The sequence below is a fragment of the Paenibacillus sp. FSL H7-0940 genome (genome assembly GCF_037979415.1).
Classification (GTDB): Bacteria; Bacillota; Bacilli; order Paenibacillales; family Paenibacillaceae; genus Paenibacillus; species Paenibacillus amylolyticus.
Genome location: NZ_CP150280.1, coordinates 3,953,520 through 3,968,465, shown reverse-complemented (window position 1 = coordinate 3,968,465; position 14,946 = coordinate 3,953,520). Strand labels below are relative to the sequence as shown.

11 protein-coding genes are annotated in these 14,946 nt (G+C 49.2%); 9 read left to right on the top strand and 2 right to left on the bottom strand.

Annotated elements, in window-relative coordinates; all coding sequences use genetic code 11:
- Positions 1 to 57 precede the first annotated feature (57 nt).
- The 4 genes from MHB71_RS17605 to MHB71_RS17590 all read left to right on the top strand — a co-directional run bounded on the left by MHB71_RS17605 (position 58) and on the right by MHB71_RS17590 (position 4,267).
- On the top strand, positions 58 to 1,461 hold the full coding sequence (locus MHB71_RS17605) for a nucleotide sugar dehydrogenase (protein WP_340027125.1): 1,404 nt from the start codon (positions 58 to 60) through the stop codon (positions 1,459 to 1,461).
- Positions 1,448 to 2,194: a methyltransferase domain-containing protein gene (locus MHB71_RS17600; protein WP_340027124.1), complete on the top strand. Its 747-nt coding sequence runs from the start codon at positions 1,448 to 1,450 to the stop codon at positions 2,192 to 2,194. Before MHB71_RS17605 ends, MHB71_RS17600 begins: the two co-directional genes overlap by 14 nt.
- Positions 2,195 to 2,645: 451 nt before the next feature.
- Positions 2,646 to 3,776, top strand: coding sequence for a glycosyltransferase family 2 protein (locus MHB71_RS17595; protein WP_340027123.1), 1,131 nt, complete (start codon positions 2,646 to 2,648; stop codon positions 3,774 to 3,776).
- A 149-nt stretch (positions 3,777 to 3,925) separates the two neighbouring features.
- Entirely contained in the window at positions 3,926 to 4,267 is a 342-nt protein-coding gene (locus MHB71_RS17590; protein ID WP_340027122.1) for a hypothetical protein, read from the top strand.
- Between the two features lie 351 nt (positions 4,268 to 4,618).
- Here MHB71_RS17590 and MHB71_RS17585 read toward each other — a convergent pair whose 3' ends face one another.
- Together MHB71_RS17585 and MHB71_RS17580 are read right to left on the bottom strand one after the other, a co-directional pair.
- Positions 4,619 to 5,143 (bottom strand): DUF5412 family protein, encoded by a 525-nt coding sequence (locus MHB71_RS17585; RefSeq protein ID WP_340027121.1) that lies wholly within the window; start codon positions 5,141 to 5,143, stop codon positions 4,619 to 4,621.
- Positions 5,144 to 5,166: 23 nt separating this feature from the next.
- Entirely contained in the window at positions 5,167 to 6,060 is an 894-nt protein-coding gene (locus tag MHB71_RS17580) for a helix-turn-helix domain-containing protein (protein ID WP_339198055.1), read from the bottom strand.
- Positions 6,061 to 6,174: 114 nt separating this feature from the next.
- Between MHB71_RS17580 and MHB71_RS17575 the strand changes: the two genes are divergently transcribed.
- The 5 genes from MHB71_RS17575 (at position 6,175) to MHB71_RS17555 (ending at position 14,728) form a co-directional block, all read left to right on the top strand.
- Positions 6,175 to 7,995, top strand: a complete 1,821-nt coding sequence (locus tag MHB71_RS17575) for an ABC transporter ATP-binding protein (RefSeq protein WP_340027120.1) — start codon at positions 6,175 to 6,177, stop codon at positions 7,993 to 7,995.
- Entirely contained in the window at positions 7,988 to 9,928 is a 1,941-nt protein-coding gene (locus MHB71_RS17570; protein ID WP_340027119.1) for an ABC transporter ATP-binding protein, read from the top strand. Before MHB71_RS17575 ends, MHB71_RS17570 begins: the two co-directional genes overlap by 8 nt.
- A gap of 23 nt (positions 9,929 to 9,951) precedes the next feature.
- Positions 9,952 to 10,086 carry a hypothetical protein gene (locus tag MHB71_RS17565; protein ID WP_340030257.1) on the top strand — a complete coding sequence of 45 codons (135 nt, stop codon included), beginning with the start codon at positions 9,952 to 9,954 and terminating at the stop codon, positions 10,084 to 10,086.
- Between the two features lie 313 nt (positions 10,087 to 10,399).
- Positions 10,400 to 12,280, top strand: coding sequence for a DNA helicase RecQ (gene recQ, locus MHB71_RS17560; RefSeq protein ID WP_340027118.1), 1,881 nt, complete (start codon positions 10,400 to 10,402; stop codon positions 12,278 to 12,280).
- A 405-nt stretch (positions 12,281 to 12,685) separates the two neighbouring features.
- The gene (locus MHB71_RS17555) at positions 12,686 to 14,728 is read left to right on the top strand and encodes a B12-binding domain-containing radical SAM protein (protein ID WP_340027117.1); all 2,043 of its coding nucleotides are present in this window, start codon (positions 12,686 to 12,688) and stop codon (positions 14,726 to 14,728) included.
- Positions 14,729 to 14,946 lie beyond the last annotated feature (218 nt).

Genomic DNA, 14,946 nt, shown 5'->3' with positions numbered 1-14,946 from the left:
TTCGGAGTTTTCAGACACGCCCACCGAGGGGAGGCGGAGCGTTTGGAGGTGGTAGGAATGGAAGAAAATCATCAGCACAACCAGCACGAAGGTAATGAAGAGTTACAGCAACGTACCCTAATACAACATATTAATGACCGCTCCCTAAAAGCTGTTGTCATTGGTCTAGGCTATGTTGGTTTACCCATGGCTGTAGAGATAGCACAGGCCGGTTATCAAGTCCACGGGATTGACATCGATACTTCCAAGGTAGCCAAGCTGAACGCCGGGAATTCGTATGTCATAGGTATAGAAGATGATGTTGTGCAGTCGCTTATGCAGGCTGGATTATTCACGGCAAGCACCGATTATGCAGCGGTGGCACAGGCCAATGTCATTGTAATCTGTGTGCCCACTCCGCTGACTGCCGAGCATCAACCGGATATCTCGTATATCTCGGCCGCGGTGGATGGCATGACTCCGTATTTGCAGGAAGGCAGCCTGGTTATATTGGAAAGCACGACCTATCCGGGCACAACGGAGGAACGTGTGAAACAACCGATTGAAGCGGCAAACGGCTGGCGAGCTGGAGAACAGTTCTACGTCTGTTATTCTCCAGAGCGGGTAGATCCGGGCAGTGTGCATTATGGTGTGAAAAATACCCCAAAGATTATTGGCGGTTCGACACCCGCTTGTCTGAATTATGGTAAACAGTTCTACGGCTCGTTCCTCAACGAAGTTGTTCCGGTAAGTTCAACAACGGTAGCGGAGACAGCAAAGCTGTTCGAAAATACATTTCGCAGTGTCAATATTGCACTCGTGAATGAGCTGACCCCAGCCTGTGAACAGATGGGGGTAAACATCTGGGAAGTACTGAATGCGGCGGCAACCAAGCCGTTTGGTTATATGCCATTCTACCCAGGTCCCGGCATCGGCGGGCACTGTATCCCAATCGATCCGATCTATCTGTCCTGGGCTGCAAACCGTCAGGGATCGGAGCTGCAATTCATCCAGCTGGCGGATGCAACCAATCGGCAAATGCCAGAGAGAGTGGTGAAGCGTGCCTCGGAGCTGCTGGAGCAGAATGGTGTAACTGTGCGAGGAGCACGTGTTGTACTGGCGGGTATGGCTTATAAAAAAGACATTGACGACTTGCGTGAATCGCCAGCGCTGGACGTTTATCGGCTGCTGAGCGCAGCGGGTGCAGAAGTGGTTTTTACAGATCCAATGGTGCCTGTCTTCCGTAAGGATGATGGTACAGTGCTGCACTCTTGTCCAGCGGTGCCAGAATTATGGACAGGAGCTGATCTGGTGATCATCACCACGGATCATTCGGGATTCAATTATCAGGAGATGGCAGATCATGCAAAGTTGATTTTTGATACACGCAATGCAACGGCCGGATGCCTCGGGGGAAATATTGTGGTGCTGGGTCAGCCGGTTCACCGGGTGAAAACGGGAGAAACCTATGGCCAATCATGATCGAGTGAGTGAACGCTATTACGGCGAGATTAATTCGGAAGATTCTCATGAAGCGACGAGAACGCGTATCCACTGGATGTGCCGTGAGGCGACAGGCAAACGCATCCTGGATGTTGGGTGCAGTCAGGGCATTACGTCCATTCTGCTGGCACGTGAAGGATTTCGTGTGACAGGGATTGATCTGGAAGAAGAAAGTGTTCGATATGCGCAAGCTGAGCTTGCCAAAGAGTCTAGGCCAGTTAGGAACAATGTGGATTTTAGAATGCTGGATATTACGCAATGGAAAGTAAGGACTACCTTTGATACTGTGCTGCTTGGAGAAGTGCTGGAGCATTTTGCTCATCCGGAGACGTTGTTGATCCAGATTTATCGGCTGTTGCAAGAAGATGGGACGCTAGTGGTAACCGTGCCGTATGGGTATCACCCGTTCTATGACCACAAGCAGACCTTCTATGCGGGAAGTCTGGCGATGACCCTAATGCCGTATTTCGAAGTCTTGAAACTGGAAGTTCATCATAAATATCTATGTTGCGTGGCCCGCAAACGGCGGAGTACACAGCTGCATATATCGCCGACTTTGGACCAACTGCTGGAGTGGATGGAACTGGATCATGTCCATTTTGCTGAGGTGGAACATCAGCACCTCCGCGTAATGAAGCAGCGCAAGAAGGCACTGGACAGTGCGGTGGAGCAGGTGAAACGACTTCGTCGTCAGGAGAGTGGGGAAGGGTAACGGTGAAGGTAGGGACAGTGGCAAGGGCAGGAGTATTCTAACGAATCTCACACGTCTTATTTTGATGATTTTGGAGAAATGAGAAATGTAACGAATCTCAGCGACGTTATTTCATCTGAAAGCTGCGATAAACGACGAATGGATGCCTATAATGCGAGAATAGCGGGTCTCAGATTCGTTACATTTTCCAAGTGGCTGAAATAAACCAAATAGCGTCACCTCAGTTCGTTAGCCACAGTGAAAATGAAATGAATTCTTTATTGAACTTTGAGATTTGGGAGAATGAGTGTGAAAGCAGCCTCTTGTAGTGGTAGCGCTGATTCTTGGTTTACAAGTTAATCGTAAGTTTGAAGAGAAAATTGGAGTGGCTTAGTACCAGTACCTGGTCAATGAAAGAACAAACCCGTTATGACATTTCGCAATACGCGTACGACAGGAAGGGGCTCAAAACGTGATCACCATCAGTCTGTGCATGATTGTGAAGAACGAGGAACGCATGCTGGCGCGCTGTCTGGACTCGGTTGCCGGCATCGCGGATGAGATCATCATTGTGGATACCGGTTCATCGGATCGCACGATGGACATCGCTGCGCAGTATACCGACCATGTCTACACATATGAATGGAAGGAAGACTTTGCCGCAGCGCGGAATGAGTCATTCGCCAAGGCCACGCAGGAGTATATCCTGTGGCTGGATGCGGATGATGTGCTGCTGCCCGCGGAACGGGCGAAGCTGGAGGTGTTGAAGCAGCAGCTTCCGTCCGGGGGGAAGACGGAAGCTGTGATCTTGAACTACACGCTGGCCGAGGGAGCGGAGGGGAGTCCACTTGTGACGGACCGACGCCTTCGCCTGGTCAAGCGGGATGCCGGGTGCCGCTGGCATGGCCGGCTGCACGAGCAGCTTAGCTTTCCGCGGGGCGAGGTCATTACGGCAGATATTGCCGTCACGCATCGCCGCGAAGCGGGACATCATTCGGCGCGAAACGTGCGCATTCTGCGCAAATGGATCGCCGAAGAGGGCGTAGCCAAAGGTCGCCTGCTGTTTTATTATGCAGGCGAATGTTATGACCGCCAGCGTTATGCGGCGGCGGCACGCGGTTACGCGAAGCTTCTGGAGCAGCCAAGCGGTTACCGCGAGGATCGCCTGATTGCCTGCGCGCGGCTGGCGGAATGTTATGAACGACTGGGTGAGCCGGGCCGTAAGCTCGGAGCATTGCTGCAGTCATTCCAGTATGATCTGCCACATGCCGACTTCTGCTGCGCCATTGCGGCCTGTTTTCATGAACGGCAGGAACCCGTCTCGGCGATCTACTGGTATATGCAGGCGGTGGACGTGAGCAGCCGCGATCCGGGTCTGCGCCCGGTGCCTATGGCTTGCCGTACATGGCTGCCACATGCCCGTTTATCCCTTTGTTATGCTCATCTGGGCAACTGGGAGCAGGCACTCATGCATAACACCAAAGCCCGTGAGTACTTGCCCAACGATCCCGGGTTGCTTGCCAATCGCCAGAAGCTCGAAGTTGTGGTACGCAAAGAGATGAAAGAGCGGGAAGAACGTGGTGAAGTGTCACCGCGTAAGTAGGGAGACGAACTGGGACAGATGAGTACAGAAGGGTTTGAAGCGGGATTAGGAAATAGGGGAAATAAATTGAAGTAGAAGTGAAATAACAACAAAAACTAATCCGTTGCTGGTAGAATGCGATAGGGCGGATCAGTGAAAATAAGGGTTGAGTGGAAATAGAGTGTAAGGCACAATTGCGAGCAGAAGCAGAAGCAGAAGCAGAAGCAGAAGCAGAAGCAGAAGCAGAAGCAGAAGCAGAAGCAGAAGCAGAAGCAGAAGCAGAAGCAGAAGCAGAAGCAGAAGCAGAAGCAGAAGCAGAAGCAGAAGCAGAAGCAGAAGCAGAAGCAGAAGCAGAAGCAGAAGCAGAAGCAGAAGCAGAAGCAGAAGCAGAAGCAGAAGCAGAAGCAGAAGCAGAAGCAGAAGCAGAAGCAGAAGCAGAAGCAGAAGCAGAAGCAGAAGCAGAAGCAGAAGAAGCAGAAGCAGAAGCAGAAGCAGAAGCAGAAGAGGATTAAGAGGTAGAGTAGATATAATAGATAAATTAGAATGCTGCCATATGTTTAAAGTCCGATAGCTACGATATTGTTAGTGACTGAGCTTATGCAGACCACAATGAAGTATAAGTAAATAAACGATAAAATGCAGAACAAGAGCAGCCCCGCTCAACCGAAAGAGTCGGTGAGAGGGGCTTTTAATGCTTCTCGTGCCGCGTGTATCTCCTGCCATGGTGTAATGAAAGTAGCATTTGGTGAAATTTTCACAAGGCATACAGAGCATTGGGACTTTTGACATGCGGTGCAGTGAGGATTACTCATCAAGATGAGCCGTCGAGTGTTCAAGGCCATCATATTAGCTGTTAAGTTATTTTACTTTTCGGGTGCTAGGCATCGCACATACTGGTCCTTCATTAGTAAGCTTTTACATGCCCAGCCCCATCCATCATATATTTCGTCATCGATGTTGAGGGTCATGGTCTCATCCGTATATTCATTCCAGTTTTCAATCCGGAGTATGTTTTTACTTTCCCATTCGAGATGGTTATTTCCGTGGTGCTTGGCACGATAGATCGTTTTTACCGTGGTGTCCTCAGGGGAATTTGTCTTCTTAACATCGACCCAGATTGTAACGCCGCCTGCCGCACCACCGTAAGGTACACCGTAAATTTCGGCAGTATAGTCACCATTACGTGAAGGCATGGAATAGCTTAATTCTCCTTTCTCAGAACGGTCAAACGTGGAGAAGTAAGGACGGAGCCAGAAATACAGGAATACAGCGGCAAACAGTACAAGAATCAACAATGTAAATGTAGTGAGAATAGGGTGTCTACGTATCCAAGGTTTGCGAGAATCTGTATGAGATGAACTTGAATTAGCTTGAGTATTTGAGTCCATAAGGTTGAACCTCCATTTGCAACTTACAGTGAAATTTGCTTTGCAGGAATATAAATGTCCATTTCTCCGTAGTGGTCCTGAGCCAGACTGCCATCAATTCTTTCAAAATAGTAGGGATCACTCTTCTCGTACCCCGAATGGCTCTGCCAATATTCATCGATAAATGTCCAGACACTGTCCAAATGATCAATATTGATCAGACTTGGATGGAAATCACACACAAATTTGAATACGGCATACTGGTTGGCCGGGACCTCAATTCCGTCCAGTTCTTCAGGGATATGATCCAGACTGGTGACCTCTACAGACGGCTGATATGTACTGTAATCCTCGTTAATTTCATTGGTAAATCCGATATATACGTTGGGTTGCAGCACGTTAGGAATCGAATGAAAGTGTTTTTCAAAAAAGTCGTTGCCTGCTGAATTGGCTTCATAGTGTTCTTCATTGTCTGCATACCGAATGTGGGATCGTTGCCCAATGAGTTTCATAGCCGGTTTTCGTACATACGTTGGTTTGAAAATATATCCATATGGAAGCGTCGTGATCATGGACGAAGTCATGCGGGCTGTGAATTCAAGGTTTCCAGCTCCCTGTTTGCGATACTGCAGGGGTGTAATGCCGAAGGCTTGTTTGAAAGCACGTATGTAGGATTGTTCATGTTCAAAAGCGTAATGTCCGCTGATATCGATGATTTTCCAATTCAGGTTCACCAATTGCTCCAGGCTGCGTGCCAATTTGCGTGAACGAATGTATTCTCCAGGCAGTTGTCCGCTGACATGTTTGAACATGCGATGCAGGTGGAATTTGGATATATGAGTCACAGATGCCAGATGATCCAGCGTTAATTTGTCTTGAATATGGTCTTCTATGTAGTCGAATAGCTTATCCAGTGTGTCTAGCAGATCGTGTTGCATATCAATCTCCCTACTTCTAATAGTACTTACAGCAATAAATGTTCATTTTTTCCTTATCACCGATGATATCATAACCAAGTACATAATTTAATGACAAGATTGGAGAAAGCATCCATGTTTGCTGACAAAAAAAATTATACAACGTTAGGCATGTTAACTCGATTATGGACACTAACGGGCAAGTACCGTATGTTCATCATTCTGTTACTTTTCGCCGCATGTATGGTCTCCCTGATTGAGGTCGGTTATTTGGAATCGATCCGAAGACTGGTCAAAGGCGCGACTGAAGCACAGTTTTCGTTACTCTACTCAGGGTTGATCATAGGCGTTAGCATTGTAGTATTACGATTGATTGTAACCGCATTCATGACGAGGGTCGAGACGTTATTCCAGCAAAAGACATTATTGTCTGTGCAGTCTCTACTCCTCTCATCCTTTAGCAACACAGAGACACGTGATCTGGCGCATTATCATACGGGTGACCTAACCTCTAGGGTCTGGACTTCAGCCAAGGAAGCACAGAAGGGGATCAACCAACATGGCATTGAACTCGCCAAAAATATCATTCAGCTGATTCTTGCCTTTGCTTACTTCAGCTGGGTGAACTTGCCGCTGTCGTTGGCTATCATTGCATTCACATTGATCTATCCTCTTGTAACGGTAGGACTTGGTAAACGTCTACAAAGACAGCATGATCAGTTGAATGCCAGCGCAGCGTCAAGAGATGAGATACTGACTGAAATCATCCAAGCCCCGGTTGAGATCCGAAGTTACGGACTCGCGGGTTATGTACACCATCAATTTAAAGGTCGAATGGATCAGGTGTTCAGACATACGATGTCTGTATCTGTGTTACAACGACTTTCGGAAGCAGCCGGACGGGTCTCCACGTATGGTGGCATGATTTTGATTCTTTATCTAGGCGGCATGCAGGTCCTGAATGGACATATGGATGTAGGAGGACTGGCAGCTTTTCTGGTAGCAAGCAGTCAGTTAACACGTCCGATTGAATCGTTATCTGGGTTGTGGAATGATTTTATTGGTTCGGCTTCTCATGCGTCCAGAATCTTTGAGGTGCTGGATTTGGAGAGAAAGAACACGGTTGCTAATACCGGTACAAATACATATGTACGGTCCGATACGCATTTAGGCCAGCTTGAAAAACAATCTAAACCGGCTGGCATCAGCGTGCAGCATGTGTCTTATAGGTATGCGGAGCAAGAAGAAGTGTTAACAGATATTTCTTTTGAGGCCAAGCAAGGAAAGCTTACTGTAATCACAGGGCCAAGTGGATGCGGGAAAACCACGTTATTGAAATTAATAGCTGGATTAGATAGACCTGTTACTGGTTCGATCCAGGTCATGAATCAGAAGAATTCACTAAAGGATATGCACGAAGTTCAGACAGGGAATGTCAATCAGGTGTATGTTCCGCAACAAGCCTTTATTTTCACAGGAACAGTGGAAGAGAATATTGTTTTTGGACAAGAAGGGATATCTGCCGATCAAGTAAAGGTTGCGGCCCACATGACGCATGCACATGACGCGATTATGCGTCAATCGCTCGGTTATGGGACAGAGCTTCAGCCACAAGGCGGGACGATGTCGGGTGGTGAGCTTCAGCGTATTAGTCTAGCCAGAGCGATGCTGAGGAACCCGGATATTCTATTGTTGGATGAACCGACGTCATCTCAAGACCCGTGGCATGAGCAACGATTGAATGATCTCTTTGCCCGAATCACTGCTGACAAAGGCACAACGGTTATTGCAATTACTCATCGATTATCGCTGATAGAACGGGCAGATCAGGTCATATATATTCAGAAGGGACGCGTCGAAGATACGGGGACTCATCGTGAATTGCTGGATCGTCCAAACGGATATCGAAGTTATATTGCGGAGCAGGATACGGAAGTGGAGGAACAGCATGAGTAACAAGATTGAAGATGCAGCCGATGACGTTGAAATGAAAAGCAGTCATGAGAAAAGCGGAGCATATGAGATAAATGAAAATAATGAAAATGAAGCTCATCATCAGATGAACGAAAGTGATGTTCCAGATGACCCAAAACAAGCTGTATCATTGGCAACGGTATGGCCCGTTATTTTTCGCTGGATGAAGCCTTATGGATTAGCTGTAGCGATCTTGTTCATTTTTATCGCAGCAGATGCGGTCTTTGATTGGGGACTAGCCTTTGTACAGGGATTCTTCGTGGATGCTATTCATGATGGGGGACAGGAACAGCTTAATGCCACCGCAATGATTTTCATCGCCATTCTGGCAGGATTTATTGTATTGCTCGCGATGCATCGTTATGTGCTGGTATGGCTCAAGGAATCAATGCAACGGGATATGTCCATGGATCTGTTGAAACTGTTAAACCGGATGCCCTATTCCTGGGTGCGCAGACAGAAGTCCGGGGATGTGATGCTTCGCATCAAGGAGGACACGAAGCATGGTGCAGAAGTTGTGGAGGCTATTGCAGAGGGTGTTACGGTTGTATTCATCATTGCTCTATCGCTGGGTTACTTGTACAGAGCAGATGCATGGGTTGCAGTTATCGCCTTGGTAAGTGCAGGGGCAATCTGGTTCACGGCGAGGTTGTATGATCAGCGAATTGTACATCTGTCCGATGAGGTCGAATCCAGGGAAGGCGAGTCCCAGGAACAGATCCAACAGTATGTTGAAGGGATACCGGTGATTCAGATGTATAATGCTTCACCGTGGTTTCTCGCTCGTTTTCGGACACAACAGCAAGCACTGAATCGTGTTCAGGCCAAGTTGCAGATGACCCTGAGCATGTCGGATAACGTGGCGATGGCGGTGTTTGGTTTGGCTCAATTGGCAGCGTTGTTCCTTATTGCTTTGTCAGCGGCTAGGGGAACTTTGTCTCCGGGCATGGTTGTTGCAAGTAGTCTGCTGTTTGAACTGGTGGTGTGGCCAGTACTCGGCTTGTCCAGCCAGTGGAGTCAGATGCAAGCCAGCGTGGGTGCATTTGGACGTATCTCTGCATGGTTGAAATTGGCGGAGAACAAGAAGACAGACGCATCCAATACTAAGCACGAAGAGCTTGCACAGGGAATTTGTAACCAAGATCAAGGGAGTACACAAAAAGGGGCACATAAAGAGTACGAAGTTGCTATGCTACGTCTTCAACAGGTTACGGTAACCGATGAAGAGAGTGGTCGGAAGATTCTGGATCAGATTACGCTTAATCTGGTTCCTGGTGAACTGGTTGCGGTAGTTGGCGCCAGTGGTGCTGGCAAATCTACACTGTGCCAAGTGTGTACAGGGCTGATCGAGCCAACAAACGGAAGCGTATTGCTGGGTGATAAACATGTTGCAGAGTATATAGAGATGGATAATCAATCCAGACTGACGTATATGCCGCAGACACCAACTTTTTTCACAGGAACGATTGAAGACAATATCCGTCTGAGTTCAGACGTTACATTGGACAGAGTGAAGCTTGCGGCAGAGCAGGCAGGTTTGCATAAATATATTGAGGCACAAGAAGGACAATACGCAGCAATGTTGCATGAGAAAGGGGCCAATCTATCTGGAGGCCAACAACAGCGACTGTCGCTTGCCAGACTCTTTACGAGGTCATCTGATCTATATATTCTGGACGAACCAACGTCATCATTGGATATTCAGACAGAACAGAACGTAATGAATCACTTGCTGAACTTTATGAAAGGCAGAATAGGATTGCTTGTCACACATCGCATGGAGGTTGCTCGTCAGTGCTCTCGCATCCTTGTGATGGAACATGGCCGAATTGCCGAGGATGGAACGCATGAACAACTGATGCAGAGGAAAGGATTGTATTATCGTATGAATGCAAAAGGCGATGATACAACATGAATGAATCTGGGGTTAAGATAGTAATGGATACGCTGGAGTTCTTGAGTCAGGATCGGGAAGCACGTCGTTTGTATGAAGAGCGGAAGAAGTATTTGCATGACGAAGCTTCTATGATTGAGTGGCTAACTGAGCCTGAGATACAGTCATTGAAAGGCTAGGAGCGTATACAATACAAACTAGTTGTTAATTAAGCTCTTATTGTATGTTGAAATGAATGCAATCGTTTTGTCCAACTAGGGCAGGACGGTTGTTTTTATTTTGATGAAGGGGCTTCAAACGTTTTACAGTAAAACGCGGTTGCTCATTCCGGGCTGGGCCGTTAAACTAAAGGGAGCGGCGTTTGCTTGACGGACAAGTCATGAGAACGCCATTTTGTTGTCAAGGATGCGGGATATGAGCCGCTTTCGGATGTCAGAATCGGATCGGACCAAGCTGGTGGAAAAACGCCGGTGATAAGTAAGGAGTCTTTACATGAGTGTGCAAACACCTACATTAGAAGAAGCGCAGGGTCTCCTGCAAAAATATTATGGCTACCCCGACTTCCGTGAGGGACAGAAAAAGATTGTAGCCAGCCTGCTCGAACGTGAAGATACGTTGGGTATTATGCCAACCGGGGGCGGTAAGTCGATCTGTTATCAGATCCCAGCTCTGTTATATTCGGGTCTGACACTTGTGGTCTCCCCGTTGATCTCATTGATGAAGGACCAGGTCGATGCGTTGACGACCGCCGGAATTGCTGCCGCGTATATTAATAGTACACTGAGCGGCAAAGAAGTGAATGATCGCATCCGCGCGGCGCAGCGCGGTGAGCTGAAGTTGCTCTATGTCGCGCCTGAGCGACTAGAGCTGGATTGGTTCCGCGAGGAGATGGGCTATTTGCCGATCTCTTGCGTTGCCGTGGATGAGGCCCACTGTGTATCGCAGTGGGGACATGATTTTCGGACAAGCTACCTGGCGGTAGCGCCGTTTGTGGATAGTTTGCCGGAGCGGCCGGTGGTTGCGGCCTTTACGGCGACAGCGACGCCCGAGGTCATGGGCGATATTCTGCGGTTGCTGCGTTTGCAGGACCCGCAGACATATGTGACCGGACTTGGGCGGGATAATCTGGCGTTTAGCGTGCTGCGCGGCGAGAGCAAGAAGGATTTTGTTTTGAATTACGCGCGCGAGCATGCCAGCGAGCCGGGGATTATATACGCCGCGACCCGTAAGGACGTGGACGATCTGCATCAGCGTTTGTTGCAGGCGGGATTGCCCGCAGGACGCTACCATGCCGGGATGTCGGACGATGAACGGTCCCAGAGCCAGGAAGCTTTTTTGTACGATGATATCCGAGTGATGGTGGCGACCAATGCGTTCGGGATGGGGATTGATAAGTCGAACGTGCGTTACGTTATTCATAACAGCATGCCGAAAAATATGGAGGCATACGTGCAGGAAGCCGGACGTGCAGGCCGGGATGGAGAGCCAAGCCAGTGTATTCTGTTATTCGGGGCACAGGACATTATCACCCAGAAGTTCCTGATTGAGCAGAATCCGATGGACGGCGACCGCAAACAGAACGATTACCGGAAGCTGCAACAGATGGTGGATTACTGTTACACGACGCGTTGTCTGCGCAGTGCGCAACTGGATTATTTCGGTGAGGTGCATGACGATACACCTTGCGGTACTTGCAGTTCCTGTACGGACGACCGCGAGTTGGTAGACATGACGATTGATGCACAGAAAATATTCAGCTGCATTCACCGCATGCGTGAACGGTATGGTGTATCGCTGGTCGCTTCAGTGCTCAAAGGCTCACGTGCCAAAAAAGTGCTCGATTACGGCTTCAACTCTCTGCCAACCTACGGCGTGATGGGTAATCGGACAGAGCGTGAGATATCGGAGATCATCAACGTGATGGTATCCGAAGGATATCTGATACTGTCTGAGGGACAGTATCCGGTTGTGCGTCTGCAACCACTTGCGGTGGAAGTGCTCAAAGGCCAGCGTGAAGTGATGCAGCGTGTCGTCCGCAAGACAGCGGCAACGACTTTAGGTACGAACTATGGTGGACGCCGCGGACGCGATGCGATGCCATCTGCGGTTAATGAGACGGTATTTGAACAGCTTCGTCTGATTCGGCGCGACTTGGCGGCGAAAGAGCATGTACCTTCGTACATTATCTTCAATGATGCGACCCTGCGTGAGATGAGTGTGGTATGTCCACAGACAGAACGTGACATGCTGGATATCAAAGGGGTCGGTGAGGTCAAGTACCGCAAGTACGGACTGCCGTTCCTGGAGTTTTTCCAGAAGCAATCGGGCGAAGAAGTGGATACGGATGATGATGCGTTTTACGAGTATGAGTGAGTATGAAATGAGTAAGAGTAAGAGTGAATTGAGTATGAATTGTTAATTTTCACTTTCTAATCTTTGAAGTTGGTTGTCGCGTCTCTGTAGAGTGGACAAATGGTGGCGAATTGTCTTTCAAAGGGTTGACATTGGCGTTAGAAATGGCTGACCTTATAGCATACAGCATGTAGTTTTATTATGTGTGTTTCATACTGTATGTTGTGGTTCGGGTTTGACGGGGTGTATATGTCTTTTTGAAAAGAAAGTCCACTCTTTGAAAGACAAAAGTTAGATATGTCCATGAGAGATGGAATGGCTAGTTCAAAAGAGGTTTAGATGAACAGCATCCGGGGCAGGATGGCTGTGCAGCTTTCCTTTTATCAAAAAAATATGGTCTGGGTGTCCAGGCAAAGGTTGTGAACCATGAAGGTTATTCTTTCTACATTAAATGCAAAGTACATCCATACCTCTTTGGCGTTGCGGTGTCTGAAGGCGTACAGTGAGAAGGATTTTGATATTGACCTGGCGGAGTATACGATTAAGGACCCGGTGATGAACATTGTATCTGATCTGTACCAGCGTGGGGCGGACGTGATTGGGTTCTCGTGTTACATCTGGAACATTGAAGAGACGATCAAGGTCATTGATAATCTGAAAAAGGTTATGCCGAACGTGAAAATTCTGCTAGGCGGGCCGGAAGTATCCTACGATACGGAATATTGGATGAACCGGATTCCCAATGTCGATTTTATCGTCATGGGTGAAGGGGAAGAGACGCTGCATCAGCTTTTGATGGAGCTGGAAGGAAGCAAGAAGTTTCACTTTGTCTATGGACTGGCGTATCGCAAAGGGGAAGAGGTCATTCTCATGCCAGGACGGCCGAAGGCGGATCTGAACGATCTGCCGTCACCACATCGATTTGATGAGGATATCCCAGAGCTTGGGAAGCGGGTTGTTTATTTTGAGACCAGCCGGGGGTGTCCGTTCAGTTGTCAGTTCTGTCTGTCCAGTATTGAGGTCGGCGTGCGGTATTACGATATTGAGCGGACGAAGTCGGATATTCTGTACCTGATTGAGAAGGGCGCGAAGCTGATCAAGTTTGTGGACCGGACGTTTAACATCAAACGGGATTATGCGCTCGAAATGTTCAAATTCCTGATCGAGAATCATCAGGGGACGGTGTTTCAGTTTGAAATTACGGCGGATATTATGCGTCCTGAAGTACTGGACTATCTGGCAGAGAATGCGCCGCCGGGCACATTCCGGTTCGAGATCGGGGTTCAGTCTACGAATGATCCGACAAATGAACTGGTGAAACGCCGCCAGAACTTTACCAAGCTGAGCCGTACGGTCAACAAGGTCAAAGCTAGCGGAAAAATCGATCAGCATCTGGATCTCATCGCCGGACTGCCCGAGGAAGATTACAATACGTTCCGCAAAACGTTTAACGATGTGTTTGCACTGGGGCCGGAAGAGCTTCAACTCGGATTCCTCAAAATGCTGCGTGGTACAGGTCTGCGTCTGGATGCGGAGAAGTATAACTATACGTACATGGATCACGCACCGTATGAGATTTTGGGTAGTGACGTGTTGCCGTTCAGCGACATCGTGCGCTTGAAGCGGCTGGAGGATGTGTTGGAGAAATACTGGAACGCACACCGGATGGACCATACGCTGAAGTATCTGATGGAGCAGGAATTCAACTCACCATTTGATTTCTTCCAAGCATTCGGGGATTACTGGGAGGGACAGGGTTGGCAGAAGATTGGTCACCAACTGGAGGATCTGTTTACTCGTTTGCACAGCTTCCTGGAGTCGCGGAACACGCCGCATATGGATATCGTGCTCGGCCTGATGAAGCTGGATTATTTCCTCGGCCACAAATACAAACCGCGCAAAATCTGGTGGGAAGATCCGCTTCAAAAAGACCAGTGGGCGGGTTATATGAAAACGTTGGCCGAACGTCCGGAAGACGTTCGACTGCCACGTGTTGCCGGCGCCGCAGGCACGGCATGGCTGGAAAGCAGCGGCACGGGTCCAAGTGCCGCTGCGGGAAGTTCGGTTGCTGCCGGAGAAGACTCTGCCGCAGATGCGGCGGGTGTGATCGGCAGCGAAGCCGGGGGTGCAGCGTCGCTCACTTTGGGCGACGCAACAGGGTCCGCCGCGGATGGAGCGGCGGACATGGTGGACGGCAACGCTTCGCGTGCGTTGCCGATGACCTCGGCCATGACCGCACAGACGGTCATGGGTGCCCGTGCTTTCGCCGACCTTGGTCTCGGCGAAAAGGAACTGCAGAAGCACACCGTATTGGATGTGCTTCCGTTCCGGCTTGAGCGTGTGCTAGCTGGCGCCAGCCCGCTCGCCGCGAAAGGCCGGACGCTGCTGGTCGTTGTGTACCAGCAGCATGAAGGGCAGCAGGCGCAGTATTACACGCTGCCGCTGGGAGAAGAAGCCGCTGCCATGTAGGTTGCAGTGGCCTGACACGAGCTGCATGGCCTATTGGCATCATTCAGCAGGAAGATGTGCCACGGCTTTACGGTCCGTGGCACGTTTGGGGCAGGCATCACCGCTATGTGCGGGGGATGCCCGACTTGATGAGCACCGCGCTATTGACCGCGGTGCTTCTCAATGAGGTGCTGCCCATTGGGCGCAGCACCTCATCCTTACGCGGCTTGTCATTGCAC

Bases quoted from the DNA above. Each gene is read 5' to 3' on its own strand.
- MHB71_RS17605 (WP_340027125.1), top strand. From the start codon at position 58: ATGGAAGAAAATCATCAGCACAACCAGCACGAAGGTAATGAAGAGTTA.
- MHB71_RS17600 (WP_340027124.1), top strand. From the start codon at position 1,448: ATGGCCAATCATGATCGAGTGAGTGAACGCTATTACGGCGAGATTAAT.
- MHB71_RS17585 (WP_340027121.1), bottom strand. From the start codon at position 5,143: ATGGACTCAAATACTCAAGCTAATTCAAGTTCATCTCATACAGATTCT.
- MHB71_RS17580 (WP_339198055.1), bottom strand. From the start codon at position 6,060: ATGCAACACGATCTGCTAGACACACTGGATAAGCTATTCGACTACATA.
- MHB71_RS17575 (WP_340027120.1), top strand. From the start codon at position 6,175: ATGTTTGCTGACAAAAAAAATTATACAACGTTAGGCATGTTAACTCGA.
- MHB71_RS17570 (WP_340027119.1), top strand. From the start codon at position 7,988: ATGAGTAACAAGATTGAAGATGCAGCCGATGACGTTGAAATGAAAAGC.
- MHB71_RS17565 (WP_340030257.1), top strand. From the start codon at position 9,952: ATGGATACGCTGGAGTTCTTGAGTCAGGATCGGGAAGCACGTCGTTTG.
- recQ (WP_340027118.1), top strand. From the start codon at position 10,400: ATGAGTGTGCAAACACCTACATTAGAAGAAGCGCAGGGTCTCCTGCAA.
- MHB71_RS17555 (WP_340027117.1), top strand. From the start codon at position 12,686: ATGAAGGTTATTCTTTCTACATTAAATGCAAAGTACATCCATACCTCT.